The organism is Pseudomonas sp. NPDC087804, assembly GCF_044742965.1.
Taxonomy (GTDB): Bacteria; Pseudomonadota; Gammaproteobacteria; order Pseudomonadales; family Pseudomonadaceae; genus Aquipseudomonas; species Aquipseudomonas rustica.
In genome coordinates, this window is sequence record NZ_JBIUVN010000031.1 from 33,927 (window position 1) to 59,920 (window position 25,994).

At 59.5% G+C, this 25,994-nt stretch carries 28 protein-coding genes; 4 read left to right on the forward strand and 24 right to left on the reverse strand.

The window, feature by feature from the left end; translation table 11 throughout:
* Nucleotides 1–68: 68 nt before the first annotated feature.
* Both ccmB and ccmA read right to left on the reverse strand, forming a co-directional pair.
* Nucleotides 69–737, reverse strand: a complete 669-nt coding sequence (ccmB, locus tag ACIOMO_RS24530) for a heme exporter protein CcmB (RefSeq protein WP_007919970.1) — start codon at nucleotides 735–737, stop codon at nucleotides 69–71.
* The gene (gene ccmA / locus ACIOMO_RS24535) at nucleotides 734–1,369 is read right to left on the reverse strand and encodes a cytochrome c biogenesis heme-transporting ATPase CcmA (RefSeq protein ID WP_401244064.1); all 636 of its coding nucleotides are present in this window, start codon (nucleotides 1,367–1,369) and stop codon (nucleotides 734–736) included. Before ccmA ends, ccmB begins: the two co-directional genes overlap by 4 nt.
* Nucleotides 1,370–1,567: 198 nt before the next feature.
* Here ccmA and ACIOMO_RS24540 point away from each other — a divergent pair, with 198 nt between their 5' ends.
* Both ACIOMO_RS24540 and ACIOMO_RS24545 read left to right on the forward strand, forming a co-directional pair.
* Entirely contained in the window at nucleotides 1,568–3,142 is a 1,575-nt protein-coding gene (locus ACIOMO_RS24540) for a flagellar hook-length control protein FliK (RefSeq protein WP_401244066.1), read from the forward strand.
* Entirely contained in the window at nucleotides 3,139–3,468 is a 330-nt protein-coding gene (locus ACIOMO_RS24545; RefSeq protein WP_212544236.1) for an EscU/YscU/HrcU family type III secretion system export apparatus switch protein, read from the forward strand. The genes ACIOMO_RS24540 and ACIOMO_RS24545 overlap by 4 nt, the downstream gene beginning before the upstream one ends.
* A 111-nt stretch (nucleotides 3,469–3,579) precedes the next feature.
* On the opposite strand, the gene ACIOMO_RS24550 is transcribed toward ACIOMO_RS24545, so the two are convergent.
* The 14 genes from ACIOMO_RS24550 to flhA all read right to left on the reverse strand — a co-directional run bounded on the left by ACIOMO_RS24550 (nucleotide 3,580) and on the right by flhA (nucleotide 18,026).
* Nucleotides 3,580–3,975 carry a DUF2802 domain-containing protein gene (locus ACIOMO_RS24550; protein ID WP_053118414.1) on the reverse strand — a complete coding sequence of 132 codons (396 nt, stop codon included), beginning with the start codon at nucleotides 3,973–3,975 and terminating at the stop codon, nucleotides 3,580–3,582.
* Nucleotides 3,976–4,461: a chemotaxis protein CheW gene (locus ACIOMO_RS24555; RefSeq protein WP_053118413.1), complete on the reverse strand. Its 486-nt coding sequence runs from the start codon at nucleotides 4,459–4,461 to the stop codon at nucleotides 3,976–3,978.
* 73 nt (nucleotides 4,462–4,534) lie between these two features.
* Nucleotides 4,535–5,449, reverse strand: a complete 915-nt coding sequence (locus tag ACIOMO_RS24560) for a CheW domain-containing protein (RefSeq protein ID WP_401244069.1) — start codon at nucleotides 5,447–5,449, stop codon at nucleotides 4,535–4,537.
* A gap of 116 nt (nucleotides 5,450–5,565) precedes the next feature.
* The gene (locus tag ACIOMO_RS24565) at nucleotides 5,566–6,354 is read right to left on the reverse strand and encodes a ParA family protein (RefSeq protein WP_053118409.1); all 789 of its coding nucleotides are present in this window, start codon (nucleotides 6,352–6,354) and stop codon (nucleotides 5,566–5,568) included.
* 43 nt (nucleotides 6,355–6,397) lie between these two features.
* Complete coding sequence (motD, locus tag ACIOMO_RS24570) at nucleotides 6,398–7,288, reverse strand: flagellar motor protein MotD (RefSeq protein ID WP_053118407.1); 891 nt, start codon at nucleotides 7,286–7,288, stop codon at nucleotides 6,398–6,400.
* Nucleotides 7,289–7,300: 12 nt separating this feature from the next.
* Nucleotides 7,301–8,041, reverse strand: coding sequence for a flagellar motor protein (locus ACIOMO_RS24575; protein WP_159812660.1), 741 nt, complete (start codon nucleotides 8,039–8,041; stop codon nucleotides 7,301–7,303).
* Nucleotides 8,041–9,195: a chemotaxis response regulator protein-glutamate methylesterase gene (locus tag ACIOMO_RS24580; protein ID WP_401244072.1), complete on the reverse strand. Its 1,155-nt coding sequence runs from the start codon at nucleotides 9,193–9,195 to the stop codon at nucleotides 8,041–8,043. Before ACIOMO_RS24580 ends, ACIOMO_RS24575 begins: the two co-directional genes overlap by 1 nt.
* Before the next feature lie 49 nt (nucleotides 9,196–9,244).
* Nucleotides 9,245–11,479: a chemotaxis protein CheA gene (locus tag ACIOMO_RS24585; RefSeq protein ID WP_401244074.1), complete on the reverse strand. Its 2,235-nt coding sequence runs from the start codon at nucleotides 11,477–11,479 to the stop codon at nucleotides 9,245–9,247.
* Between the two features lie 36 nt (nucleotides 11,480–11,515).
* On the reverse strand, nucleotides 11,516–12,304 hold the full coding sequence (locus tag ACIOMO_RS24590; protein WP_053118398.1) for a protein phosphatase CheZ: 789 nt from the start codon (nucleotides 12,302–12,304) through the stop codon (nucleotides 11,516–11,518).
* Between the two features lie 18 nt (nucleotides 12,305–12,322).
* Nucleotides 12,323–12,694, reverse strand: a complete 372-nt coding sequence (locus ACIOMO_RS24595) for a chemotaxis response regulator CheY (protein WP_024012118.1) — start codon at nucleotides 12,692–12,694, stop codon at nucleotides 12,323–12,325.
* Between the two features lie 166 nt (nucleotides 12,695–12,860).
* Complete coding sequence (gene fliA, locus ACIOMO_RS24600) at nucleotides 12,861–13,601, reverse strand: RNA polymerase sigma factor FliA (protein WP_007920004.1); 741 nt, start codon at nucleotides 13,599–13,601, stop codon at nucleotides 12,861–12,863.
* Entirely contained in the window at nucleotides 13,598–14,428 is an 831-nt protein-coding gene (gene fleN, locus ACIOMO_RS24605; RefSeq protein ID WP_003222917.1) for a flagellar synthesis regulator FleN, read from the reverse strand. The genes fliA and fleN overlap by 4 nt, the downstream gene beginning before the upstream one ends.
* Before the next feature lie 116 nt (nucleotides 14,429–14,544).
* Entirely contained in the window at nucleotides 14,545–15,885 is a 1,341-nt protein-coding gene (gene flhF, locus ACIOMO_RS24610) for a flagellar biosynthesis protein FlhF (protein WP_053118396.1), read from the reverse strand.
* Nucleotides 15,886–15,896: 11 nt separating this feature from the next.
* Complete coding sequence (flhA, locus tag ACIOMO_RS24615) at nucleotides 15,897–18,026, reverse strand: flagellar biosynthesis protein FlhA (RefSeq protein ID WP_282353828.1); 2,130 nt, start codon at nucleotides 18,024–18,026, stop codon at nucleotides 15,897–15,899.
* Between the two features lie 301 nt (nucleotides 18,027–18,327).
* Here flhA and ACIOMO_RS24620 point away from each other — a divergent pair, with 301 nt between their 5' ends.
* Complete coding sequence (locus ACIOMO_RS24620) at nucleotides 18,328–19,206, forward strand: YncE family protein (RefSeq protein ID WP_401244077.1); 879 nt, start codon at nucleotides 18,328–18,330, stop codon at nucleotides 19,204–19,206.
* 282 nt (nucleotides 19,207–19,488) lie between these two features.
* On the opposite strand, the gene ACIOMO_RS24625 is transcribed toward ACIOMO_RS24620, so the two are convergent.
* Nucleotides 19,489–20,151: a hypothetical protein gene (locus ACIOMO_RS24625; protein ID WP_401244079.1), complete on the reverse strand. Its 663-nt coding sequence runs from the start codon at nucleotides 20,149–20,151 to the stop codon at nucleotides 19,489–19,491.
* Nucleotides 20,152–20,873: 722 nt separating this feature from the next.
* On the opposite strand from ACIOMO_RS24625, the gene ACIOMO_RS24630 reads away from it, so the two are divergent.
* Nucleotides 20,874–21,230, forward strand: a complete 357-nt coding sequence (locus ACIOMO_RS24630) for a DUF6124 family protein (protein WP_159812655.1) — start codon at nucleotides 20,874–20,876, stop codon at nucleotides 21,228–21,230.
* Between the two features lie 343 nt (nucleotides 21,231–21,573).
* On the opposite strand, the gene flhB is transcribed toward ACIOMO_RS24630, so the two are convergent.
* From flhB to ACIOMO_RS24665, 7 genes are all read right to left on the reverse strand, one after another.
* Nucleotides 21,574–22,713: a flagellar biosynthesis protein FlhB gene (flhB, locus tag ACIOMO_RS24635; protein ID WP_053118388.1), complete on the reverse strand. Its 1,140-nt coding sequence runs from the start codon at nucleotides 22,711–22,713 to the stop codon at nucleotides 21,574–21,576.
* A 3-nt stretch (nucleotides 22,714–22,716) separates the two neighbouring features.
* Entirely contained in the window at nucleotides 22,717–23,502 is a 786-nt protein-coding gene (gene fliR / locus ACIOMO_RS24640; protein WP_401244082.1) for a flagellar biosynthetic protein FliR, read from the reverse strand.
* A gap of 3 nt (nucleotides 23,503–23,505) precedes the next feature.
* Nucleotides 23,506–23,775, reverse strand: a complete 270-nt coding sequence (gene fliQ / locus ACIOMO_RS24645) for a flagellar biosynthesis protein FliQ (RefSeq protein ID WP_053118383.1) — start codon at nucleotides 23,773–23,775, stop codon at nucleotides 23,506–23,508.
* The gene (gene fliP, locus ACIOMO_RS24650; protein ID WP_053118381.1) at nucleotides 23,772–24,530 is read right to left on the reverse strand and encodes a flagellar type III secretion system pore protein FliP; all 759 of its coding nucleotides are present in this window, start codon (nucleotides 24,528–24,530) and stop codon (nucleotides 23,772–23,774) included. Before fliP ends, fliQ begins: the two co-directional genes overlap by 4 nt.
* Entirely contained in the window at nucleotides 24,530–24,976 is a 447-nt protein-coding gene (gene fliO / locus ACIOMO_RS24655; protein ID WP_401244084.1) for a flagellar biosynthetic protein FliO, read from the reverse strand. Before fliO ends, fliP begins: the two co-directional genes overlap by 1 nt.
* Nucleotides 24,977–25,435, reverse strand: a complete 459-nt coding sequence (fliN, locus tag ACIOMO_RS24660) for a flagellar motor switch protein FliN (protein ID WP_401244086.1) — start codon at nucleotides 25,433–25,435, stop codon at nucleotides 24,977–24,979. It abuts the gene before it with no gap.
* 59 nt (nucleotides 25,436–25,494) lie between these two features.
* Nucleotides 25,495–25,994, reverse strand: a 500-nt coding sequence (locus ACIOMO_RS24665) for a FliM/FliN family flagellar motor switch protein (RefSeq protein WP_401244088.1), incomplete at its 5' end; no start/stop codon positions are given.

Sequence of the window (25,994 nt, forward strand, 5' to 3'; positions counted from 1 at the left end):
CACGGGTGCCGCTCATCGATGTGAGCTGGCATTTGGGTCTTTACTGATCAAATTTTGATCAGACCTCATTATTCGCCGACGCTGATCTTCAGGCCAGCAGCTATTGCAAAAGGTGTCAGGGTGATCGCCAGGGCGGTCAGGCTACCAAGCCACAGCAGATACCCGGTCGCCGGCATGCCTTGGAGGGCGGCCTGCAAGGCGCCACTGCCAAGGATCAACACCGGGATGTACAACGGCAGAATCAGCAGCGCCAACAACAGGCCACCGCGTTTCAAACCGACCGTCAGTGCCGCGCCCACCGCGCCGAGCAAGCTCAGCACCGGTGTACCCAGCAACAACGACAGCAACAAAACCGGCAGACACGCGGCAGGCAAACCGAGCATCAACGCCAGCAGAGGTGAGAGCAAAACCAGTGCCAGACCGGAGAAAAGCCAGTGTGCCAGCACCTTGGCCAATACCAGTAGTGGCAGGGGGTGCGACGAAAGGACCCACTGTTCCAGGGATCCGTCTTCGAAATCACTGCGGAAAAGCCCGTCCAGCGAGAGCAAGACCGACAAAAGCGCCGCCACCCAGACTAACCCCGGGGACAGGTTTTGCAACACTTGAGTTTCTGGGCCGACGGCCAGCGGGAACAAAGCGATGACGATGGCGAAGAAAATCAGCGGATTAGCCAGCTCCGCCGGGCGGCGAAACAGCAGTCGCGATTCACGGGCAACCAGCAGGCCGAAGACACTCATACTGCCCAGTTCCCCAAATCGATATCGCGATAACCGGCCGGCATCCGGCTCAGCGTGTGGTGCGTGGTCAGCACCACCAGGCCACCATGTTCACAATGGTTGGCCAGATGTTCTTCAAGTTGCGCCACGCCTTGTTTATCGAGGGCGGTGAACGGCTCGTCGAGAATCCACAGCGGCGGACTGTCCAGATACAACCGCGCCAGCGCCACGCGGCGTTGCTGGCCGGCGGACAAGCTGTGGCAGGTAACATCTTCAAAACCGCGCAATCCTACGGCTGCCAGCGCTTGCCAGATCGCCTCGCGTTCGGCGGGATGATGCAGGGCGCAGAGCCACGAAAGATTCTCTTCCGGGGTCAGCAAATCCTTGATCCCGGCAGCATGGCCGATCCACAACAGGTTGCGCGCCAGTTCGCTGCGCTGCTCAGTCAGCGGCAAACCGTTGAGCAGGACTTGACCGTCGGTCGGCTGCATCAACCCGGCCAACAGGCGTAATAAACTGGTTTTACCGCTGCCGTTGGGACCGCTGATTTGCACCATATCGCCACTGGCCAGTCTCAATTCGAGATTCTCGAAGAGCAGCCGCAGGTCACGTTCACACGCGAGGGCAACAGTTTGCAGGACAGGACTGGTCAAGGGATCACGGGCCTTATACGGTTCAAGTCGGCTCTGGCGCGGCCGTTAAAGAGATGCAGCATAAATGCAATGACGGCTCGATCTAGAGAGCTGCGTCAAACAATTGCTATGTTTTTTTGAACGAATCGCAAGACGGGCGGCATTATACATGGCGTGCCCGACTCCCCAGAGTGCATTTTCTAAAGGTTGTTTCACTGTATGACAGGCGAAATGAACATCCTCCCGCTCCCGCAGGCCACACCGGCGACTGCTCGCCCGCAGGTCGGTGAGCTACTCAAGCTGCTGACGCCGGTCGAAGGCTTGATCGGCGCCGGCCAGAGTGCCAAGGCCGAGGTGTTGTCGCTGAAGCAGGCGGATCAGACCTTTCAATTGTTGCTGAAAGTGACGCTGGACAGCGGTCGCCAGACCACCGTGCAAGCGACCAGCAATCTGCCATTGCTGCAAGGCACCAGCATTGCGATCACCCAACCCTCGGCCGGCAACCTGGCGATCACCGTGCAACAGGCCATCGCCAGCAGCGTCGCCGCCCTCACCCGCATTGATACGTCGCAATTGCCCGTGGGCACTTTGTTGCAAGGCAAAGTCCTGACTTCGCAGGTACTGCCGCAAACGCCGGGGCAAGCGACGGTATTCCGTTCGCTGGTCAGTTTGCTCAACACCGCGCAGAGCGGCAGCACGCTGACCATCGACAGCCCGCAACCGCTGCGCATCGGCACCTTGCTCTCGGCGTTGGTGGAAGATGCGCAAACCCTGAAATTCCTGCCCCTGAGCAGCCGACAGGAACAACTGGCCGTGAGTCAGCAACTGGTCGGCCAGCAAAGTCGCCAAGCGTCTCTGAGCGGTCTGCTGAACGCACTGCAAAATCTGCCGGCGGATAACGATCAGACTTCAGCGGACTTGCGCGCGGCGGTCGACAAACTGCTCGCCAGCCTCCCCGATCTGCAGCAAATGACCACTTCCAAAGGCGTGGCGCTGGCCTTGGCCAACAGCGGCGCCTTCCTCGAAGCCAAACTGCTCACCGGACAGAACCCAACCCTGACCCCGGACATCAAAGCCGATCTGCTCAAACTGATCGCGCAACTGTCGCCGGGAGCGCCGGGCAACGCCAGTTTCAACGCGATCATTGCGGCCAACACCTTGGCGCAAGCGCTGCCGAGCTTCGTCCGCAATGCCCTCGGCACCCTCGGCCAGGTCAGCGCGAAACCGCTGCCAAGCAGCTTCCCCCTGCCCGATCGGCTGCTGCAAAGTCTCGATGGCGAAGGAGATCTGGAGCATCTGCTGCGCCTCGCCGCCGCTGCTGTGTCGCGCCTGCAAAGCCATCAACTGTCGAGTCTTGAACAGACCGGCGTCACCGATGATGGTCGCTTGCTGAGCACCTGGCAGTTGGAAATTCCCATGCGCAACCTGCAAGACATCGTGCCGTTGCAGGTCAAATTCCAGCGTGAAGAGGCACCGGAACGGGAGCCTCAACCGAACGAGCGTCGTGACGAACGCGAACCCAAGCAGCAACTGTGGCGCGTCGATCTGGCGTTCGACATGGAACCGCTCGGGCCAATGCAGATTCAGGCGCAACTGATCGCCGGCAGCCTGTCCGGCCAACTGTGGGCCGAACGGGCCTACACCGCCGACCTGATCGAAAATAACCTGTTCGCCCTGCGCCAGCGCCTGCTCGATCGCGGCCTCAACGTCGGCGATATCGACTGCCACCAAGGCACGCCGCCGCAAGGCAACCAAACCCGCCTCGAACACCGCTGGGTCGACGAAACCGCATGAACGATTCCACCGCCCCACGCCAGGCCATCGCCCTCAAATACGACGGCAACCACGCCCCGACCCTCACCGCCAAAGGTGACGACGAACTGGCCGAAGAAATTCTGCGCATCGCCCGCGACTGCGAGGTGCCGATCTACGAGAACGCCGAGTTGGTGCGCTTGTTGGCGCGGATGGAATTGGGCGACAGCATCCCCGAGGAGCTGTACCGCACGATCGCCGAGATCATCGCGTTTGCGTGGAATCTGAAGGGAAAATTCCCCGAAGGGCAGGATCCGGAGGCGCCGATGGTGGAGAAGGACATCACCGAGCGCGGGGATGATTATTAGGCCCGCAAAGCAAAAGATCGCAGCCTTCGGCAGCTCCTACATGAGATCTCTGTAGGAGCTGCCGAAGGCTGCGATCTTTTGATCTTGCTTGCCGCTAAAAGCTCGAAGCTCCTAGCTGCCTTTATGCAGTTTGCGCATCAACTCCGCCTCAGCCTGGGTCAACCCGCATGACTGAGTCAGTTCATCAACGCTCGCGCCCATCCCCACCAGTTTCGCCGCTTGGGCGAATGACAGGCTCGACGGGTCGCGTTGTTCCAGTGCAACAAGCTTGTCCGGCAACGGCGCGACGACCGAGCGCAGCTCGTGCAGGGCTTCGCCCATGCGCACGTTGCCGTTCTGGTAGTCGTCGACGCGTTTGGCCAGGTCTTTGATGCGCTGATCACGCAGCGCATCGCCCTGGGCCTGTTGCGCAGCGATTAGTTTCTGCGCCTTGATGTACGCCAGAAACATTGCCAGCGTGCCTGCCCAGAAGAGGAACAGGACAATGACCGCGACTTCAAGAATCAATCAGATGTTCTCCAGATCCGACCATTCTTCTTCGCTCATCATCTTGTCCAGTTCGACCAGAATCAGCAGCTCGCCGTTCTTGTTGCACACGCCCTGGATAAACTTGGCCGACTCTTCGTTGCCGACGTTCGGCGCGGTCTCGATTTCCGACTGACGCAGGTAAACCACTTCGGCCACGCTGTCGACCATGATGCCAACGACTTGCTTGTCGGCTTCGATGATGACGATGCGGGTGTTGTCGCTGATCTCGGCATTCATCAGGCCGAAGCGCTGGCGGGTGTCGATCACGGTGACGACGTTACCGCGCAGGTTGATGATGCCCAGCACGTAGCTCGGCGCGCCCGGCACCGGAGCGATCTCGGTGTAGCGCAGCACTTCCTGAACGCGCATCACGTTGATGCCGTAGGTTTCGTTGTCCAGCTTGAAGGTTACCCATTGCAGGATCGGATCTTCAGAACCCTTTGCCGCCGTCGCCTTGTCGTTCATACCCTAGCCCCTCGAAGTACCGCGTGTGGCGGTTTATGTTTCGTCGCCGGCATTTGTACGCCGGTACTGTCTGTTATGTCGGTTTGTGGTTCGGCTTACTGCCGGACATGTGCTTCGCCCCGCCGCTGGCGATCAACTCGGCCAGTGCAGCGACATCGAGCAAGGCGCACATGTGTTCAATCACGGTGCCGGCGAGCCATGGCCGCTGACCCCGGTGACTTCTCCATTTGATTTCATTCGGATCCAGACGCAACGAGCGGCTGACCTGATGCACCGCCAGCCCCCACTCGTAACCTTGTACCGAAATCACGTACTGCAAGCCCTGACGGAAGTCATCGCGATAGCGATCCGGCATGACCCAGCGCGCGGTGTCCAGGACTTTCAAATTACCGGCCTGACTCGGCAGAATCCCGAGGAACCATTCCGGCTGACCGAACAGCGGCGTCAGCTCTTGCCCGGCCAGCGAATAGATCGAACCGAGGCACACCAGCGGCACCGCCAGGGTCAGCCCGGCAACGTCGAACAACAGGCATTCGAACGCATCCGCGGCCCACGCCGGGCGGCCATCGGTCTCGACCGGTGGCGGCGTGTTGCTTGGCGGCAGATGCACTTCCACCACGGGCGGAATCAGTGTCTGTGGCGCCGGCGCTTCAATTTCAGGCTCAGGCTCAGGCGCCGGGGGTTCCGGCACTGTCAGCAGTTGTGTTTGCAGCAACGGCGCCAATGTTGAAACCGGCGCACGCGTTTCTTCAATCAACGCCACAGGGGCCTTGGCAACAGGCGCCGCGGCAGGCGCGGCAACCGGTGCGGCAGCATTTTGCGCATCACGCGCCTGCTCTTCCAGCACGGCTGCCTGAAACTCATCCAGCGCCTCAGGCTGCGCTTCGACTACCGCCGGCAGTTCTTCCGGAAGATCATTGAGTAAATCCTCCAGATAAGACTGCAACGCCAACTGCGGACGCGAAGTCAGCTTCACCGGCCGATTCATGCGCAGCCCTCTGTAGGAGCTGCCGCAGGCTGCGATCTTTTGCTCTTTTCAAGGAGGCCACACAGCGAGATCAAAAGATCGCAGCCTGCGGCAGCTCCTACACAAGTCAAAGTCATTCAAGCCACCTGCGCGACAAGTTGCTGCGCCAGCAGATGCTTGAGCAGCGCGCGGTAAGCGAGAACGCCACGGCTCTTGCCGTCGAATTGCGAAGGCGTGACTCCGGCACGGCTGGCGTCACGCAGGCGCGTATCGACCGGGATGTAACCTTGCCAGATCTCTTCCGGAAATTTATCGCGCAGCACGCGCAAAGTACCCAGCGACGCCTGCGTACGGCGATCAAACAGCGTCGGCACAATACTGAACGGCAGCGCCTGTTTGCGTGAACGGTTGATCATTGCCAGCGTGTTGACCATGCGCTCCAGGCCTTTGACGGCGAGGTGTTCGGTCTGCACCGGGATCACCAGTTGCTGGCTCGCGGCCAGCGCGTTAACCATCAGCACACCGAGCAACGGCGGGCTGTCGATGATCGCGTAATCGAAGTCCTGCCACAGTTGCGCCAGACTCTTGGCGATCACCAGACCGAGACCACTCTGCCCCGGCGACTGCCGCTCAAGGGTCGCCAGCGCGGTGCTCGACGGCAACAGCGAAATACGTTCGTCACTGGTCGACAACAGCAACTGCCCCGGCAGGCCTTGCGGCACGCTGCCCTTGTGCAGAAACAGGTCGTAGTTGCTGTGCTCCAGGCTGTCGGGGTCGTAGCCGAAATAGCTGGTCATCGAGCCGTGCGGGTCGAGATCGACCACAACCACGCGCTTGCCCGCCTCGGCCAGCAACCCGGCTAAAGCGATGGAAGATGTGGTTTTACCGACACCACCCTTTTGATTGGCGACTGCCCAGACTCTCATTCGGTTCGTTCCTCCCGGCCGATATGCTCGACCGAGACATAGCTCAGCGTGTTAATGCGGGTGACGGAGAATTGACGGCACTCTCGCGTCCCGGCGTCTTGACCGGGGTCGGTGCAGTTTGTGTGCCAGCGCGCTTCAACGCGGCGTCCGGTTGCGCATTGGCCGTCCCGGTGCCCGTCAGGCTGCGGCGGACATCGAGATTGCGCGACACCACCAACACCACCCGACGATTCTTCGCGCGGCCCTCAACGGTGGCGTTGTTCGCCACCGGTTGAAATTCGCCGTAACCCACCGACGCCAACCGGCCAGGGTTCACACCCTGCATCGCCAGCATGCGCACGATGCTCGCCGAACGCGCCGAGGACAGCTCCCAGTTGGTCGGGTACTGCGCGGTGCGGATCGGTTGATCATCGGTGAAGCCTTCAACGTGAATCGGGTTGTCGAACGGTTTCAGAATCGCCGCGACCTTGTCGATGATGTTGAACGCGATATCGCTCGGCATGGCGTCGCCGCTGCCGAACAACAGGCTGGAATTGAGTTCGATCTCGACCCACAACTCGTTGCCGCGCACGGTCATCTGGTTGGACGCAATCAAGTCGCCGAACGCGGCGCTGATGTCATCGGAGATGCTTTTCAGCGGATCGCTAGCCCCGGCGATACCGGCATCAATCTGCTCGGCATCCTTGACCAGCGGCTTGGCCGGAGTGGTGGTTTTCGGTCGCTCATCACCGATCGGAATCGGTTTGAGCGCGCGGTCGGAGTCTTTGAAAACACCGACCAGCGCTTCGGAAATTTCTTTGTACTTGCCTTCGTTGATCGACGAAATCGAGTACATCACCACGAAGAACGCGAACAGCAAGGTGATGAAATCCGCGTAGGACACCAGCCAGCGCTCGTGGTTGACGTGTTCTTCCTGGTGGCGACGACGAGCCATGAGGTTATTCCCTTAATCCATGAAGCCTTGCAGCTTCAACTCAATGGAGCGAGGGTTTTCACCTTCGGCGATCGACAGGATCCCTTCCAACAACATTTCGCGATAACGCGACTGCCGCAACGCGATTGCCTTCAACTTGGCCGCCACCGGCAACAACACCAGGTTGGCACTGGCGACACCGTAAATGGTGGCGACGAATGCGACGGCGATACCGCTGCCCAGTTGCGTCGGATCGGCCAGATTGCCCATCACGTGGATCAGGCCCATCACCGCACCGATGATGCCGATGGTGGGCGCGTAACCGCCCATGCTTTCGAAGACTTTCGCGGCTTCGATATCGCGCGCTTCCTGGGTGTAGAAATCCACTTCGAGGATGCTGCGAATCGCTTCCGGCTCGGCACCGTCGACCAGCAGTTGCAGGCCTTTGCGCGAGTAATTATCCGGTTCAGCATCGGCCACGCCTTCCAGACCCAGCAGGCCTTCCTTGCGCGCGGTGAGGCTCCAGTTGACGACACGGTCGATGCCGCCGGCCAGATCAACCCGGGGCGGAAACAGAATCCACGCCAGAATCTGCATGGCGCGTTTGAACGCGCTCATCGGCGATTGCAGCAGCGCCGCGCCGACGGTGCCGCCGAGGACGATCAACGCGGCAGGACCGTTGGCCAGCGCACCGATGTGGCCGCCCTCAAGGTAGTTGCCGCCGATGATGGCGACGAACGCCATGATGATCCCGATCAGGCTTAGAACATCCATCAGATACACGCCTCGACGATGTGCTTGCCGATCTCGTCCAGGCTGTACACCGCGTCGGCGAGGTCAGCTTTGACGATGGCCATCGGCATGCCGTAGATCACGCAACTGGCTTCGTCCTGCGCCCAGATCGAGCTGCCGCCCTGCTTGAGCAAACGCGCGCCTTCACGGCCGTCGGCGCCCATGCCTGTGAGCACCACCGCCAGAACTTTGTCACCGTAGGACTTGGCCGCAGAACCGAAGGTGATGTCCACGCACGGCTTGTAATTCAGACGCTCGTCGCCCGGCAGAATCTTCACCGCGCCACGGCCGTCGATCATCATTTGCTTGCCACCCGGCGCCAGCAACGCCAGCCCCGGACGCAGGATGTCGCCATCCTCGGCTTCCTTGACGGTGATGCGGCAGAGTTTGTCGAGACGCTCGGCAAACGCTTTGGTGAACGCCGCCGGCATGTGCTGGATCAACACGATCGGTGCCGGGAAGTTCGCTGGCAACTGAGTCAACACCCGTTGCAGCGCAACCGGGCCGCCCGTCGAGGTGCCGATGGCAACCAGTTTGTAAGCCTTGCGTTTCGGTGCTGGCGACGAAGCGCTGGCGGCCGGTGCACGGGTTGCAACCGGCGCATGCACAGGCGCTGGACGCACCGGAGCGCTGCTGCTGTGGCTGCTGCTGTGGCTACTGAAACTTGATGCAGTCGGAGCAGGCGTCGGTGCAGGCGCAGCCACTGGAGCCGGCGCACTGTAAGCACTGAAACGACGATTACTGCGCGAGATGCTGTGCACCTTTTCGCACAGCAGTTGTTTGACCTTCTCGGGATTGCGCGAGATGTCTTCGAAATTCTTCGGCAGGAAATCCACCGCGCCGGCGTCCAGCGCATCGAGGGTGACCCGAGCGCCTTCGTGGGTCAGCGAGGAGAACATCAACACCGGGGTCGGGCAGCGCTGCATGATGTGCCGCACCGCCGTGATGCCGTCCATCATGGGCATCTCGTAGTCCATGGTGATCACGTCCGGCTTGAGCGCCAGTGCCTGATCGATGGCCTCTTTACCGTTGGTGGCGGTGCCGACCACCTGGATGCTCGGATCCGCTGAAAGAATTTCCGAGACGCGGCGGCGGAAAAAACCCGAATCGTCCACCACCAGGACTTTGACTGCCATAAACACTCCATTAGGTGCAGCGGAGCGTGATCGCCCCGCCGCCCCGGATTCAAATACGCCGTGCGGCGTAACGCTTGAGCATGCTTGGAACATCGAGAATCAGCGCGATGCGGCCGTCACCGGTGATGGTGGCGCCGGACATGCCCGGAGTGCCCTGCAGCATTTTGCCCAATGGCTTGATGACCACTTCTTCCTGGCCGACCAGTTGATCGACGACGAAGCCGATCCGCTGAGTGCCCACCGAAAGGATCACCACATGGCCTTCGCGCTGCTCTTCGTGAGCGGCGGAGCTGACCAGCCAGCGCTTGAGGTAGAACAATGGCAGCGCCTTGTCCCGCACGATCACCACTTCCTGGCCGTCGACGACGTTGGTGGTCGACAGGTCGAGGTGGAAAATTTCGTTGACGTTGACCAGCGGGAACGCAAACGCCTGATTGCCGAGCATGACCATCAACGTCGGCATGATCGCCAGCGTCAGCGGCACCTTGATGACAATCTTCGAGCCCTGGCCCTTGGTCGAGTAGATGTTGATCGAACCGTTGAGCTGGGAAATCTTGGTCTTCACCACGTCCATGCCGACACCGCGGCCGGAGACGTCGGAGATCTCGGTCTTGGTCGAGAAACCCGGGGCGAAAATCAGGTTGTAGCACTCGGTATCGCTGAGGCGATCAGCCGCGTCCTTGTCCATCACGCCGCGTTTTACCGCAATGGCGCGCAGGACGTTCGGGTCCATGCCTTTGCCGTCATCGGAAATCGACAGCAGGATGTGATCGCCTTCTTGCTCGGCGGCCAGCACCACACGACCGCCACGGGCCTTACCCGATGCTTCGCGTTCTTCCGGCGACTCGATGCCGTGGTCGACCGCGTTGCGCACCAAGTGGACCAGCGGATCGGCCAGGGCCTCGACGAGGTTTTTGTCGAGGTCGGTTTCTTCGCCGACCAGCTCCAGGTTGATCTCTTTTTTCAACTGACGGGCCAAGTCGCGAACCAGACGCGGGAAGCGCCCGAAGACTTTCTTGATCGGCTGCATCCGCGTTTTCATCACTGCGGTTTGCAGGTCAGCGGTGACCACGTCGAGGTTCGACACAGCCTTTTGCATGGCTTCGTCGCCGCTGTTCAAGCCCAGGCGCACCAGACGGTTACGCACCAGTACCAGCTCGCCGACCATGTTCATGATTTCGTCGAGACGTGCGGTATCGACGCGCACGGTGGTCTCGGCTTCACTCGCCGGTTTTTCCGGTGGCGGTGTTGCCGGTGCACGGGCCGGAGCCGGTGCAGCAGCTTTGGGTGCTTCGGCTTTTGGCTCAGGCTTGGCGACAGGTTTCGGCGCCGCTGCGGCCGGGGCCTTGGCAACTGGCGTGGCCACCGTCGAAGCGCTGCCCGCTGAGGCGGCGCCGACATCGGTGAATTTGCCTTTGCCGTGCAATTCGTCGAGCAGCGATTCGAATTCGTGATCGCTGATCAAATCGCTGCCGGCAGCCGCGGCCGCTGGAGCAGCAGGCGCAGGTGCCGAGGCAATCGCCGACTCCAGCGCTTCGACGGCGAAGTTGCCTTTGCCGTGCAACTGATCGAGCAACGCTTCAAATTCATCGTCGGTGATGTCCGAGCTGTCGCCCGCTGCCGGAGCAACCGGAGCCGCTGGCGTCGCCGCTACAGCGTCCGGCGCGAACTGGCCTTTGCCGTGCAGTTGATCCAGCAACGACTCGAATTCGGCGTCGGTGATTTCATCGCTGGCGGCGCTATCGGCCACCGGCGCTGGCGGGGCTTCGGCTTGTGCCTTGACGGCATTCAGCGAGTCCAGCAGTTGTTCAAATTCGTTGTCGGTGATGTCGCCCGAATCGCTTTCGGCGATCGGCGCTTCAACGACTTCTTCGACCGCGACGGCATCCGCCGATTGCGGCTCGGCCAGACGTGCCAGCGCTGCCAGCAGCTCAGGCGTTGCAGCGGTGATCGGTGCGCGTTCACGCACCTCAGTGAACATGCTGTTCACCGCGTCCAGTGCTTCCAGCACCACGTCCATCAGTTCTGCATCAACGCGACGCTCACCCTTGCGCAGGATGTCGAACACGTTTTCGGCGATGTGACAGCACTCCACCAGCTCATTGAGCTGAAGGAAGCCGGCGCCCCCTTTTACAGTGTGGAAACCGCGAAAAATTGCATTGAGCAGATCCGCGTCATCCGGTCGGCTTTCCAGCTCGACCAGTTGCTCGGACAGTTGCTCAAGAATCTCGCCGGCCTCAACCAGGAAATCCTGAAGGATCTCTTCATCGGCGCCGAAGCTCATTAATGGGGTGCTCCTAACAGGTCTAAAAACCTAAACTCAAAATCCAAGGCTGGATAACAAATCGTCCACATCGTCCTGACCGGACACAACGTCTTCTCGTTTATCGGCATGAATCTGCGGACCTTCACCCTGCGAGAGATGTTTTTGTGGATCTTTTTCTGCAAGCATCGCGGCGCGGTCATGTTCGATGCCCGCAAAGCGGTCCACCTGACTGGCCATGAGTACGAGTTTGAGCAAATTGCTTTCGACTTCGGTGACCAGTTGGGTCACGCGTTTGATCACCTGACCGGTGAGGTCCTGGTAATCCTGGGCCAGCAGAATGTCGTTGAGATTGCTCGACACCGCACGGTTGCCCGTGTGGCTGCGCGACAGAAAACCGTCAACCCGGCGCGCCAGTTCGCGGAACTCTTCAGCCCCGACTTCGCGGCGCATGAAACGGCCCCAATCCGTGCTCAGAGCCTGGGCTTCTTCAGCCAGACCATTGACCACCGGCGTGGCGCTTTCCACCAGATCCATGGTGCGGTTGGCCGCAGCTTCCGTCAGCTTGACCACATAGCCCAGACGTTCGGTGGCGTCGGTGATTTGCGACACTTCCTCGGCCTGCGGCATATGCGGATCGATCTGGAAATTGACGATCGCACTGTGCAGTTCGCGTGTGAGCTTGCCCACTTCCTGATACAGGCCGCGGTCACGGGTCTGATTGAGCTCATGGATCAGTTGCACAGCGTCGCCGAACTTGCCTTTTTCAAGGCTCTCGACCAGTTCGACCGCGTGTTTTTTCAGGGTCGACTCGAAATCGCCCTGTGAAAATTCTTTATGCTCCATAGCTCCCCCGCGCGTTCATCAGCCGATGCGTTCGAAAATCTTCTCGATTTTGTCTTTCAGCGCCTGAGCCGTGAAAGGTTTGACGACGTAGCCGTTCACACCGGCCTGAGCGGCTTCGATGATCTGCTCGCGCTTGGCTTCAGCAGTCACCATCAATACCGGCAGGTGCTTGAGTTTTTCGTCGGCACGCACGTGACGCAGCAGGTCGATACCGGTCATGCCCGGCATGTTCCAGTCCGTTACCAGAAAGTCGATGCTTCCGCTGTTGAGCACTGGAATGGCAGTGGTGCCATCGTCAGCCTCGACGGTGTTGGTGAACCCAAGATCACGCAGCAGGTTCTTGATGATCCGCCGCATCGTTGAGAAGTCATCAACGATGAGGATTTTCATGTCTTTGTTCAATTCGACCTCCAAGCAGTCTTAAACGCGCCCAGCACCTGGACGCGCCACTTCAATCAATCGGCGCAGCACTCGAAGACTGTCTGGAGCACAACAGAGCAAGACCGGTGCCGTTCATCACCGCACCAGCCTCGTTCGCAGTGTCCCCACACTGCCTTCAGCGCGCTCGCCACTCCCCCAAACGCCCCCGCAAACGGGCCGCGCACTGGCTGTGTAACTGGCTGACCCGCGATTCACTGACGCCAAGGACTTCACCGATTTCCTTGAGGTTCAGCTCTTCGTCGTAGTACAGCGCCAACACCAGTCGCTCACGCTCCGGCAAATTGGCAATCGCGTCCGCCAGCGCCGCCTGGAAGCGTTCATCTTCCAGATCGCGTGACGGCTCAAGATGAGCACTCGCGCCATCCTCGTGCAGCCCTTCGTGTTCGCCGTCCTGCAACAGATCGTCGAAACTGAACAGGCGACTGCCCAAGGTGTCATTCAAAATCCCGTAGTAATCGTCGAGACTCAATTGGAGTTCGGCCGCAACTTCGTGATCTTTAGCATCACGGCCGGTTTTAGCTTCAATTGAGCGAATTGCGTCGCTGACCATCCGAGTATTGCGGTGAACCGAGCGTGGTGCCCAATCCCCTTTGCGCACTTCGTCGAGCATCGCGCCGCGGATTCGAATGCCCGCGTACGTTTCGAAACTGGCGCCTTTACTGGCGTCGTATTTGGTCGAGACTTCAAGCAGGCCGATCATCCCGGCCTGGATCAGGTCTTCAACCTGCACACTTGCCGGCAACCGCGCCAGCAAGTGATAGGCAATGCGTTTGACCAGCGGCGCGTAACGCTCGATCAGCTCGTACTGAGCGTCGCGTGCCGACTTCTTGTAGTAATTCATACCGCTAGCGGTCATAGCACGGGCCCTGCCGTTTGCTGCACGAGGCGCTCGACAAAAAACTCAAGGTGGCCGCGCGGGTTGGCGGGCAGCGGCCAGGTGTCGACCTTTTGCGCGATGGCCTTGAACGCCAGCGCGCACTTGGAACGCGGGAAGGCTTCATAGACAGCGCGCTGCTTCTGCACCGCTTTGCGCACGCTTTCGTCGTAAGGCACGGCGCCGACGTATTGTAAGGCGACGTCGAGGAAGCGATCCGTGACCTTGGTCAACTTGGCGAACAGGTTGCGACCTTCTTGCGGGCTCTGCGCCATGTTGGCGAGGACGCGGAAGCGGTTCATGCCGTAATCGCGGTTGAGCAGTTTGATCAGTGCGTAAGCGTCAGTGATCGAAGTCGGCTCATCGCAGACCACCAGCAACACTTCCTGCGCTGCGCGAACGAAACTGACTACCGAGTCACCAATACCTGCAGCGGTGTCGATCACCAGAACGTCGAGATTGTCGCCGATGTCACTGAAGGCCTGAATCAGGCCGGCGTGTTGCGCCGGGCTCAGATGAACCATGCTCTGCGTGCCGGACGCGGCCGGTACGATGCGGATCCCGCCGGGGCCCTGCAACAGTACGTCGCGCAGCTCACAGCGGCCTTCGATGACATCGGCCAGAGTGCGTTTGGGTGTCAGGCCCAGCAGAACGTCGACGTTCGCCAGTCCCAGATCGGCGTCCAGCAGCATGACCCGACGGCCAAGCTCTGCCAGCGCCAGAGACAAGTTCACTGACACGTTAGTTTTGCCGACGCCACCTTTGCCGCCGGTCACCGCGATCACCTGTACGGGATGCATGCTGCCCATGTTATTTCTTTACCTTGTCTTGCATAGACGGAGGCCACATTACTGGCTGCGCGTTCACAAACGGAACAATGCATGGCAGACCATCGATGTAGGTACAAAAACTGTTCATGAATACCTCAGCCTACCTGCTTGGTGGGGCTGTGGTAGATATCAGCGAACATGTCAGCCATGGCTTCTTCGCTGGGTTCTTCCTGCATTTGCACGCTGACGGCGCGGCTGACCAGTTGATGACGGCGCGGCAGATGCAAATCATCCGGAATCCGTGGGCCATCGGTCAGGTACGCGACCGGCAATTCATGACTGATCGCCAGGCTTAACACTTCGCCAAGACTGGCCGTTTCATCCAGTTTAGTCAGGATGCACCCGGCGAGCCCGCAACGCTTGTAACTGTGATAAGCGGCGGTTAGAACCTGTTTCTGGCTGGTGGTTGCCAATACCAGATAATTTTTTGAACGGATGCCACGCCCGGCGAGGCTTTCGAGCTGCATGCGCAGGGCTGGATCGCTGGCTTGCAGGCCGGCGGTATCGATCAGCACCACGCGTTTGCGCAGCAATGGATCCAGCGCCTGCACCAGCGATTGGCCCGGATCAACGTGGGTCACCGGCACATTGAGAATCCGGCCCAGGGTCTTCAGTTGTTCCTGCGCGCCGATGCGGAAACTGTCCATGCTCACCAGCGCGACATTCTGCGCGCCGTATTTCAGCACATAACGTGCGGCCAGTTTCGCCAGCGTGGTGGTCTTGCCCATGCCGGCAGGGCCGACCATGGCGATCACACCGCCCTCTTCCAGCGGCTCGACTTCCGGCACGGCAATCATTCGCGCCAGATGCGCGAGCAGCATGCGCCAGGCCTGACGCGGCTCTTCGATATCGCTGATCATCGACAGCAGATCACGCGACAGCGGGCCAGACAGACCGATGCGTTGCAGACGGCGATACAGATTGGCTTGCGCCGGACGGCTGCCCTGCAGTTGATTCCAGGCCAGCGTGCCGAGCTGCACTTCCATCAGCTCGCGCAGGCTGTTCAATTCAAAACGCATCGAATCCAGGGCGCGTGGATCGACGCCGCCGGAGGACTGCGCCGGTGCCGGGGCTGGACGCGCTGGCGCGGCGTAGGTCGGCTCGGTCAGCGGTTCAGCGGCGGTCAACGGCAGGCCAGCGGTGAGTGGCAGGCCGGCAAAGATCTGGCGATTGCTATTGCCATCGGCTTCGCCACGCAGGCTCAGCTCGGCCTGGGCGGTGACGATGCGCGACTGGGTCTTGCGCAGCTCGTCTTCGAGTTCCATGTTCGGAACCCGTGGCGCCAGCGCCGACAATTTGTAATCGAGCGCAGCCGTCAGCTCGACACCGCCGGCAATGCGGCGGTTGCCAATGATGGCGGCATCAGCGCCCAGCTCATCACGAACCAGCTTCATGGCCTGACGCATATCGGCGGCGAAAAAACGCTTAACTTGCATGAACCACTACCTCAGCCGTTGGGCCCTACTGTCGCAACGATCGTCACTTGCTTGTTGTCCGGTATTTCCTGGTAGGCCAGCACGTGCAGTCCAGGGACTGCGAGGCGGCCAAAGCGCGAGAGCATCGCGCGCACCGGGCCTGCTACCAACAGGATCACCGGCTGACCTTGCATCTCCTGACGCTGCGCCGCTTCGATGAGCGAACGTTGCAGCTTCTCGGCCATGCTTGGCTCCAGCAGAACGCCCTCTTCCGAGCCTTGTCCTGCCTTCTGCAGACTATTGAGCAATATCTGTTCCAACCTTGGTTCCAGGGTGATCACAGGCAGCTCGGACTCAGTGCCTACAATGCTTTGGACGATGGCGCGCGATACGCCAACCCGCACCGCAGCCACCAGCGCGGCGGTATCTTGACTCTTGGCAGCGTTGTTGGCGATGGCTTCGGCAATACTGCGGATGTCACGTACCGGCACGTGTTCGGCCAACAGCGCTTGCAATACTTTAAGCAGTTGCGACAACGAGACCACGCCCGGCACCAGCTCTTCAGCCAGTTTCGGCGAGCTTTTGGCCAGCAATTGCATGAGTTGCTGCACTTCCTCGTGGCCGATCAGCTCACTGGAGTGTTTGTACAGAATCTGGTTCAAGTGCGTCGCAACCACGGTGCTGGCGTCCACCACGGTGTATCCGAGGGACTGTGCCTGCGCACGCTGGCTGATTTCGATCCACACCGCTTCCAGCCCGAAAGCCGGATCTTTGGCGTTTATGCCGTTAAGCGTGCCGTATACCTGCCCCGGGTTGATCGCCAGTTCGCGATCAGGGTAGATCTCGGCTTCGGCGAGGATCACGCCCATCAGGGTCAAACGGTAGGCGCTTGGCGCCAAATCGAGGTTGTCGCGGATGTGCACGGTCGGCATCAGGAAGCCCAGATCCTGCGAGAGCTTCTTGCGCACGCCCTTGATCCGCGCCAGCAATTGACCACCCTGATTGCGATCCACCAACGGGATCAAGCGGTAGCCGACTTCCAGACCAATCATGTCGATCGGCGTCACGTCATCCCAGCCCAGCTCTTTGGTTTCCATGGCGCGGGCCGGCGACGGCAGCAGCTCCTGCTGGCGTTTGACCTCTTGCAGCGCTTCAACCTTGGCGACGTTCTGCTTCTTCCAGAACAGGTACGCGCCGCCAGCAGCCAGTGCGGCCATGCTGAGGAACGAGAAGTGCGGCATGCCCGGCACCAGGCCCATCACCGCCATCAAACCGGCCGCCACCGCCAGCGCTTTTGGCGAGGCGAACATCTGGCGATTGATCTGTTTGCCCATGTCTTCCGAACCGGAAGCACGGGTCACCATGATCGCTGCAGCTGTAGATAACAACAGTGATGGCAATTGCGCCACTAAACCGTCACCGATGGTCAGCAAGGCGTAAACCCGGCCGGCATCGCCGAAGCTCATGTTGTGCTGGAAGATACCGACGGCCATGCCGCCGATGAGGTTGATGAACAGAATCAGCAGGCCGGCGATGGCGTCACCGCGCACGAACTTGCTGGCACCGTCCATCGAACCGTAGAACTCAGCCTCTTGGGCGACTTCCTGACGGCGCATCTTCGCCTGGTTCTGGTCGATCAGACCGGCGTTGAGGTCGGCGTCGATCGCCATTTGTTTGCCGGGCATCGCGTCGAGGGTGAAGCGCGCGCTCACCTCGGAAATTCGTCCGGCACCCTTGGTCACCACGACGAAGTTGATGATCATCAGGATCGCAAACACCACGATACCGACCACGTAGTTACCGCCGATCACCACCTCACCGAAGGCCTGAATCACCTTACCGGCGGCGGCGTGGCCGTCCTGACCGTGGAGCATCACCACCCGTGTCGAGGCCACGTTCAACGCCAGCCGCATCAACGTCGCGACCAGCAGAATCGTCGGGAACACCGCGAAATCCAGCGGCCGCAGCGCGTACACGCAGACCAGCAGCACGACAATCGACAACGCAATGTTGAACGTGAAAAACACGTCGAGCAGGAACGGCGGGATCGGCAACATCATCATTGCCAACATGACCAGCAGCAACAACGGCACGCCCAGATTGCCTCGCGAGAGGTCATTCAGGTTTGTGCGGGCACTGTTGATTAACTGAGAGCGATCCACCGGTTTTCCCCGTTCCTTTAAAGCAAACTTTTGACGCCCAGAGCAGGCGCACGGCGGCTATTGCAAGAAGCCTTCCAACTTTTGCGCAGACAAAAAAGATCGCAGCCCCAACGCGCTCCCTGTAGGGGCTGCCGAAGGCTGCGATCTTTCATTAAAGCTTGGCGCAAATACGAAAAAACCAACCCCTTACGCCCAAATCATACAGACGAGTGGTCACCAAACCTGTAATTTCTGACAGTAGACGCTACCTGTCATTTCTCGTCCCATGAGCACTCCATCGGGCTCATAGGAAACTCATGCCATGCAAGCAAACATTCGACTCATTGAATGCGCGAACCAGATCCTTTTCAGTAACGACGGCAAAACCATGCACCTCGATCAACTGGGACATATCCAGACGCGGGATGCAGTAACAGGCGAACTCATTCATGAATTCCCCCATAGCGGTACCGCCCTTCGAATCGGAGGGCAGAGCCCTGACGGTAGTCTGATTTATGCCACTGACTTTTACAGCAGGCACGTAATAATCACTGATACCCGGAAACACACCCAGACACTGGGTTATGAGACAGACTGGACTGCGATCGGTCTAGCTATCAGTGCTGACGGCAAGCTGTTGTACATTATTACCGGGGAGGCCGAAAAAAACGTTATAGCGGTCGTTGACAGTGCGACTCAGTCTCTGGTCAAAAAAATCCCGATCGGTCGAGTGCATGTTGCAATCAAGCTAAATCCCGTTAATTCGTTTTTCTACATCCTTACCGCGGTCAATGAAACCGAAGGTATTCACGTCTTAAACCCTCAGACAGATAAATTAACGTTGGTCCCGATACCGATAACTATCAGGAGCGACGTTGTATTTGCCCCCTTGAAGCGCCTTGCCTATATCTCCAATTGGGAGCGCAAAAGCATCGCTGTTGTTGACACTATGAACGATGGCATCAGAGCTACTTACTCCGTCGAAGGGACGCCACATGAAATGGCATTGAGTGCCGATGGATCCTTTCTTTACGCCTTGAACGGTCACGGGTCGAATCTGATTGACGTATATGAAACAGCGACCATGACGTTGGTTGAGCAATTGCCGCTCGATCGGAATGATCTTAGAGTGATCGCGACCGGCCCTACCGGTGATATATGGGTTGGCTATTACATTCAGGATCCTCTCAGCAAAAGCTAAAGCGGGCAGAAGTAATGTCATACGCCTAAGCTCGGCGCACTTGCGCGCATTCAGCTTCGGTGCCAATTAAGCAGCACTATTCACTCTATTGAATTCCCGCCTCAGCATGAGCTGCCGAAGGCTGCGATTTTTTAATCTGGCTTTTGAAAATCAAAAGATCGCAGCCTTCGGCAGCTCCTACAGGGAGGTGGTCATTTTCAGGCACAAAAAAACGCCACCCCGTTCAATCGGGGTGGCGTTTTTTGTTTCGTCACAGTTTCAGCGCAAGGAGAAATGCCGGATTCAACCAGCCTTCAGAATCCGCTCCGCGCCAATATCACCAAACGCTAACTCGCGCCCAATCACATACTGCGTGCCGGTATACATCGGTTTCCCCTCCACCGACACCAACGGCTCCTTGCCGTACATCAGCACGACTTTGGTCTCGGATGACTTGAGCCCTGAAAAAACCGGCTCACCTAACAGCAAATTCAGCTGCCACTGAAAAGGGATGATGGGCAGATCGCGGATCTGAATCTGTCGACCACCGTCCAATCGATAGTCTACCCGTGCAGTGACGTGCAACTGCCCGTCAACCACCTCGAAAACCGGTACGCCGTAACGAATCTCCAGGCCTCCCGTCGACCACTCTGACATGTAGTACTCCGTGCGAGTGAAAACCTCGAACAGCGCCTCATTCGTGGAGATCTTGCCCGCCGCACCCAATAAATAGTTGTACGCGTAGTGATAGGCCAAGCCGTCCAGCTCGGGCCGGATCGCATTGAGCGGGTTATCCAGAAAGTTGGGAATATGCTGATTCGCGGCAACTTTGAAGTTAAGAAAATCGAGACTCAGTTTGAATTTGGCCGAGTAGCCAATCGCTCTTTCGCTGACGTTTTCCTCCAGCCGAGCGGAGACGTACTCCAGCTTCATCCCCGGAAGATGTTTGTATACGCGCTCTACCATGATGACTCTCCCTGAACAGATCCGAGCATCTCGAACGCTGTCAGGCCCTTGCCCAAGCGCATCCACGGCGAGACCTCCAACGGGAACATTCCCGGCGCTATGAGTGCGCCTGAAATGGAAAGCCGTCTACTGTCAGAAATGTCAGGTATCGCGGGGATTCAGACAGACGGTTACTTGGTTTTAATGTAGGAGCGGGCTTGCTCACGATGGCAGTGTGTCAGGCGACAAAAATGTTGACGCTGCCGACGCCTTCGCGAGCAAGCCCGCTCCCACAGGTTTTACTTACACCACAAAATCTGATGCTCACCACAAAACCACTGTGGGAGCGGGCTTGCTCGCGAAGAGGCCCGCCCGGCCAACGCAAACGTCAAGAATCGCGACGCAAATTTAGCTTTTAAACACCGTTGTTTAAAAGACACTTCAAGACACGCCTCAAAGGCTACACATCCTTGCGCCTTTGCCTACAGCTAAGCCAGAATCGGCCGGCTTGTGCGCCTTGGGGACGGGTTCTATCGTGGGTCGGTCGCTGATTTTCTCGGTGATCGGGTTTAGCAGCCCGGGATTTTCTCTAGACGCATAAAGTCCGTTGCCGTAATGGCGGCTTTGCGTGGGGCACTTCGGTGCGCCGGGTTCTAGAGTCCTGGTCTGCTAACCCGCGTACAGCCGCCACCTCCTTCGTTAGCAGCGAGCGGTGGCAGCTTCACAACTCTAGAGGCTTCAACATGATCAAACCAACACCAAACCCACCCGAAACCGATCCCACCTCCCCCTACGAATCCCTCGATTCAACAAAGCTCCACGAAGCCGCCGACCGCGCCCTCGATCACTACCTCTTCCCGGGCGCCACGCCACCGCCACGCCGAAACCGCACGATGTACGCCGTCACCGCCGACTTCAAAAACGAAGAGCTATTGGCCAACGCCTGCGAAACCCTCGCCTCGGCAAGAACCATCGCCAATGACTTCGCCAACCTCATACCCGCCTCGCAGCGGAGGACGCTGCAGGGCATTGCGCAACTGATCATGCTCGGCGAACTGGCGGTGAATCGGGCGCTGGATAATCTGGAGTTGCCGCAGTAACAGCACCCCGGTGATCGTTCCCACGCTCTGCGTGGGAATGCCTCAACGGACGCTCCGCGTTCGGTTCTGGAAGGGACGCGGAGCGTTACGGGATGCATTCCCACGCGGAGCGTGGGAACGATCAAGAAGTCAGGCAAGAACCTGTGGCGAGGGGATTCAGCGAAACGTCGCACCGCCCCGCTCGGCTGCGCAGCAGTCGTAAATCCTGAGCACGCGGTATTCCTGAAAGATTGAAGTCACAGGTTTTGGGGCTGCTGCGCAGCCCAACGGGGCGGTGCGACGTTTCGCTAAATCCCCTCGCCACAATGATCTCTGTAAGGTCTAGAGTTTCATCGCAGTAAGGTCAAGAATCGCGGCGCAGATCCGGCGGAATCGGCAGGTCATCCTTAAGCGGATCCGGCCGTTTGCCTTTGCCCGCGCGGTACTGACGGATCTGGTAGACGTACGCCAACACCTGCGCCACCGCCAGATACAACCCGCCAGGGATTTCCTCGTCGAGCTCAGTCGAGTAGTAAATCGACCGCGCCAACCCCGGCGATTCCAGCAGCATCACGTTATTCGCCACGGCAATCTCACGAATCTTCAATGCCAGGAAGTCGCTACCCTTGGCCAGCAGCAACGGCGCGCCACCCTTTTCCGAGTCGTATTTGAGCGCGACGGCGTAGTGCGTCGGGTTGGTGATGACCACGTCGGCGTCGGGAATCGCCGCCATCATCCGTCGCTGGGACATTTCGCGCTGGGTCTGGCGGATGCGCTGTTTGACCTCCGGCCGACCTTCCTGATCCTTGTGCTCGTCGCGCACTTCCTGCTTGGTCATCAACAGTTTTTTGTGCGCTTCCCAGAGCTGCACCGGCACGTCAACGGCGGCGATGATGATCAGCCCGCAGGCCAGCCACAACGTGCTCCAGCCGACCAGCGTCACGCTGTGAATAATCGCTGACTCAAGCGGTTCGTGAGCGATACGCAGCAGGTCGTCGACGTCGGACATCAACACCATCAGCGCCACGAACAGGGTGATCACAAACTTGGCGAGTGCCTTGAGCAACTCCACCACAGCCTTGAAGGAAAACATGCGCTTGAGGCCGGCGGCCGGGTTCATCCGGCTGAACTTCGGCGCCATGGAGCTGGCCGCGAACAGCCAGCCGCCAAGGGAGATCGGCCCGACCAGCGCGGCAATCAACAGGGTGATCATGATCGGCTGAATCGCCACCAGCGCCATTTTGCCCGACTGCATCATAAAGGCGCCCATGGAGCCCTGATCCATGATCACCTCGCGCGTCAGCGTGAAGTTCAGGCGCATCAGTTCCATCAGGTCTTCGGCCAACATGCCGCCAAACACCAGCAACGCGCCGGCGCCGGCCATCATCACGGCAAGGGTGTTGAGCTCTTTGGAACGGGCAATCTCACCCTTCTCACGGGAGTCCTTTTTCCGTTTCTCCGTGGGGTCTTCTGTTTTGTCCTGACCGCTTTCGCTCTCAGCCATGACTCAGCGCGCCCGTGCCAGTTCGCGTAGCAACTGCAAGGCCTCGGTGACCAGCGGCTGATACTGATTGAGAATATCCGCCAACCCGACCCAAACAATAAACAGACCGAGCACAAGGGTCAGCGGGAAACCGATGGAGAAAATGTTCAGTTGCGGCGCGGCGCGGGTCATCACGCCGAACGCGATGTTGACCACCAGCAACGCGGTCACCGCCGGCAACACCAGCAGCAACGCCGCGCCAAGTACCCAGCCGAGTTTGCCGGCCAGTTCCCAGTAATGCGCGGTCATCAAACCACTGCCGACCGGCAGTGTGGTGAAGCTTTCAGTCAGGACTTCAAACACCACCAAATGGCCGTTCATCGACAGGAACAGCAAGGTCACCAGCATGGTGAAGAACTGCCCGATCACCGCCACCGAGACGCCGTTGGCCGGGTCGATCATCGAGGCGAAGCCCATGCCCATCTGGATCGCGACGATCTGCCCGGCCACCGCAAACGCCTGGAAGAACAACTGCAAGGAAAACCCGAGCACGGCGCCCACCAGAATCTGCTCGGCGATCAGCATCAGCCCACTCAGATCCAGCGGACTCACTGCCGGCATCGGCGGCAGCCCCGGCGTGATCACCACGGTGATCGCCACGGCAAAATACAGGCGCACGCGACGCGGTATCAGCGTGGTGCCGAACACCGGCATGACCATCAACATCGAGGCGACGCGAAACAGCGGCAACATGAACGATGCCACCCAGGAACTGATCTGGGTGTCGGTCAGCTGAAGCAGCGATTGCATGGCTTAGCCGATGACCATCGGGATGTTTTTGTACAACTGGATGATGTATTCCATGAACGTCTGCACGATCCATGGGCCGGCGACGATCAACGTCACCAGCATCACCAGCAGACGCGGCAGGAAGCTCAGGGTCTGTTCGTTGATCTGCGTCGCGGCCTGGAACATCGCCACCAGCAAACCGACCAACAGGCTCGGGATCACCAGAATCGCGACCATCAGCGTGGTCAGCCACAGCGCTTCACGAAAGATATCGACCGCGACTTCCGGCGTCATGGCGAGACACCTCCAAAACTGCTGGCCAGGGTGCCGATGATCAGCGCCCAGCCATCCACCAGCACAAATAGCATGATCTTGAACGGCAACGAAATGATCAGCGGCGACAGCATCATCATACCCATCGCCATCAGCACACTGGCAACGACGAGGTCGATGATCAGGAACGGAATGAAGATCATGAAGCCGATCTGGAACGCGGTCTTCAGCTCAGAGGTGACGAACGCTGGCACCAGAATGGTCAGCGGCGCGGCGTCCGGCGTCGGGATATCGGTGCGTTTGGACAGGCGCATGAACAGCTCAAGATCGCTGCTGCGGGTTTGCGCGAGCATGAAGTCCTTGATCGGCACTTGAGCTTTTTCCACCGCTTGCTGCGCGGTGAGTGTCTCCGCCAGATACGGCTGCAAGGCATCTTTGTTCACGCGATCGAACACCGGCGCCATGATGAACATGGTCAGGAACAGCGCCATGCCGGTGAGGATCTGGTTCGACGGCGTCTGTTGCAGGCCGAGGGCCTGACGCAGGATCGAGAAGACGATGATGATCCGGGTGAAACTGGTCATCAGAATGACCGCCGCCGGAATAAAGCTCAGCGCGGTCATGATCAGCAGAATCTGCAGGCTGACCGAATATTCCTGCGCGCCATCGGCGTTGGTGCCCAGCGTGATCGCCGGGATCGACAACGGATCGGCGGCGAACGCCAGCGGCGCCGCCAGCATCAGGGCCAGCGTCAAGACGATGCGTAGCGCACCCATTACTTCGTATCCTTCTGATCCTTGCCGAGTATCTTCAGCAACTGCTGGGCAAAATCCGGAGTGGCTTTTTCACTGGTGCTCGGCGCCGGCACCGGCTCTTTGAGCACGTGCAGCGCGGTGATGGTGCCGGGGCTCAAACCGAGCAGAATCTGCTCGTTGCCGACCTGCACCAGCATCAAACGGTCACGTGGGCCGAGGGCGCGCGAACCGATCAACTCGATCACCTGACCCTTGCCCGCTGGCCCCGCCTGCTGCACCCGGCGCAGCAGCCAGGCGAGGAAAAAGATAATCCCCAGCACCAGCAGCAAACCGAATACCAGTTGCGTCAATTGTCCGGCAATGCCGCTGTTGACCACCGGCGCGGCGACAGCGGCCGTGGTCGCCACCGGTTCGGCGGCCATTACGCTGATTGGCAGCGCCAGCAGCGCCCAGAGAAACCTTTTCACTCAGCGCAGCTTCTTGATGCGTTCGCTTGGGCTGATCACGTCGGTCAGGCGGATGCCGAACTTCTCGTTGACCACCACCACTTCACCGTGCGCAATCAGCGTGCCGTTGACCAGCACGTCGAGTGGCTCACCGGCCAGACGATCGAGCTCGATCACCGACCCCTGGTTGAGTTGCAGCAGGTTGCGGATGTTGATGTCGGTACTGCCGACTTCCATCGAAATCGACACCGGAATGTCGAGGATCACGTCCAGGTTCGGACCGTCCAGCGTCACCGGATCGTTGTTCTTCGGCACGCTGCCGAACTCTTCCATCGGCAGACGGTTGGAGCTTGCGGAGCCAGCGTCGGCGGCCAGCAGGGCGTCGATGTCAGCCTGGCCGGCATCACCGGTTTCTTCGAGGGCGGCGGCCCATTCATCAGCCAGTGCCTGATCGTCCTGGGCGTTCATATCGTCGTTCATCATGTGTCCTCGGCGGGCAACAATTCAGTTAGTGCAAAAAAGGGGGGGGTGGCGCCGTTTCAGCGGCGCTCGATCGGCTCGATAACCTGCAACGCGAGGTTGCCTTTGTGCGAGCCCATCTTGACCTTGAAGGCCGGCACGCCATTGGCGCGCATGATCATTTCGTCCGGCATCTCGACCGGGATCACATCGCCGGGCTGCATGTGCAGGATGTCGCGCAGTTTCAACTGACGACGAGCCACGGTGGCACCGATCGGCACATCGACATCGAGCACGTCCTGACGCAGGGCGTTGACCCAGCGCTCGTCCTGATCGTCGAGATCCGACTGGAAACCGGCGTCGAGCATTTCGCGCACCGGCTCGATCATCGAGTACGGCATGGTCACGTGCAGATCGCCGCCACCGCCGTCCAGTTCGATGTGGAACGTGGAGACCACGATCGCTTCGCTCGGGCCGACGATGTTGGCCATGGCCGGGTTCACTTCCGAGTTGATGTACTCGATATTGACTTCCATGATCGCCTGCCAGGCTTCCTTCAAATCGACGAAGGCCTGCTCCA

Bases quoted from the DNA above. Each gene is read 5' to 3' on its own strand.
- ccmB (WP_007919970.1), bottom strand. From the start codon at position 737: ATGAGTGTCTTCGGCCTGCTGGTTGCCCGTGAATCGCGACTGCTGTTT.
- ACIOMO_RS24540 (WP_401244066.1), top strand. From the start codon at position 1,568: ATGACAGGCGAAATGAACATCCTCCCGCTCCCGCAGGCCACACCGGCG.
- ACIOMO_RS24545 (WP_212544236.1), top strand. From the start codon at position 3,139: ATGAACGATTCCACCGCCCCACGCCAGGCCATCGCCCTCAAATACGAC.
- ACIOMO_RS24555 (WP_053118413.1), bottom strand. From the start codon at position 4,461: ATGAACGACAAGGCGACGGCGGCAAAGGGTTCTGAAGATCCGATCCTG.
- ACIOMO_RS24560 (WP_401244069.1), bottom strand. From the start codon at position 5,449: ATGAATCGGCCGGTGAAGCTGACTTCGCGTCCGCAGTTGGCGTTGCAG.
- ACIOMO_RS24565 (WP_053118409.1), bottom strand. From the start codon at position 6,354: ATGAGAGTCTGGGCAGTCGCCAATCAAAAGGGTGGTGTCGGTAAAACC.
- motD (WP_053118407.1), bottom strand. From the start codon at position 7,288: ATGGCTCGTCGTCGCCACCAGGAAGAACACGTCAACCACGAGCGCTGG.
- ACIOMO_RS24575 (WP_159812660.1), bottom strand. From the start codon at position 8,041: ATGGATGTTCTAAGCCTGATCGGGATCATCATGGCGTTCGTCGCCATC.
- ACIOMO_RS24580 (WP_401244072.1), bottom strand. From the start codon at position 9,195: ATGGCAGTCAAAGTCCTGGTGGTGGACGATTCGGGTTTTTTCCGCCGC.
- ACIOMO_RS24585 (WP_401244074.1), bottom strand. From the start codon at position 11,479: ATGAGCTTCGGCGCCGATGAAGAGATCCTTCAGGATTTCCTGGTTGAG.
- ACIOMO_RS24590 (WP_053118398.1), bottom strand. From the start codon at position 12,304: ATGGAGCATAAAGAATTTTCACAGGGCGATTTCGAGTCGACCCTGAAA.
- ACIOMO_RS24595 (WP_024012118.1), bottom strand. From the start codon at position 12,694: ATGAAAATCCTCATCGTTGATGACTTCTCAACGATGCGGCGGATCATC.
- fliA (WP_007920004.1), bottom strand. From the start codon at position 13,601: ATGACCGCTAGCGGTATGAATTACTACAAGAAGTCGGCACGCGACGCT.
- fleN (WP_003222917.1), bottom strand. From the start codon at position 14,428: ATGGGCAGCATGCATCCCGTACAGGTGATCGCGGTGACCGGCGGCAAA.
- flhF (WP_053118396.1), bottom strand. From the start codon at position 15,885: ATGCAAGTTAAGCGTTTTTTCGCCGCCGATATGCGTCAGGCCATGAAG.
- ACIOMO_RS24620 (WP_401244077.1), top strand. From the start codon at position 18,328: ATGCAAGCAAACATTCGACTCATTGAATGCGCGAACCAGATCCTTTTC.
- ACIOMO_RS24625 (WP_401244079.1), bottom strand. From the start codon at position 20,151: ATGGTAGAGCGCGTATACAAACATCTTCCGGGGATGAAGCTGGAGTAC.
- ACIOMO_RS24630 (WP_159812655.1), top strand. From the start codon at position 20,874: ATGATCAAACCAACACCAAACCCACCCGAAACCGATCCCACCTCCCCC.
- flhB (WP_053118388.1), bottom strand. From the start codon at position 22,713: ATGGCTGAGAGCGAAAGCGGTCAGGACAAAACAGAAGACCCCACGGAG.
- fliR (WP_401244082.1), bottom strand. From the start codon at position 23,502: ATGCAATCGCTGCTTCAGCTGACCGACACCCAGATCAGTTCCTGGGTG.
- fliQ (WP_053118383.1), bottom strand. From the start codon at position 23,775: ATGACGCCGGAAGTCGCGGTCGATATCTTTCGTGAAGCGCTGTGGCTG.
- fliP (WP_053118381.1), bottom strand. From the start codon at position 24,530: ATGGGTGCGCTACGCATCGTCTTGACGCTGGCCCTGATGCTGGCGGCG.
- fliN (WP_401244086.1), bottom strand. From the start codon at position 25,435: ATGAACGACGATATGAACGCCCAGGACGATCAGGCACTGGCTGATGAA.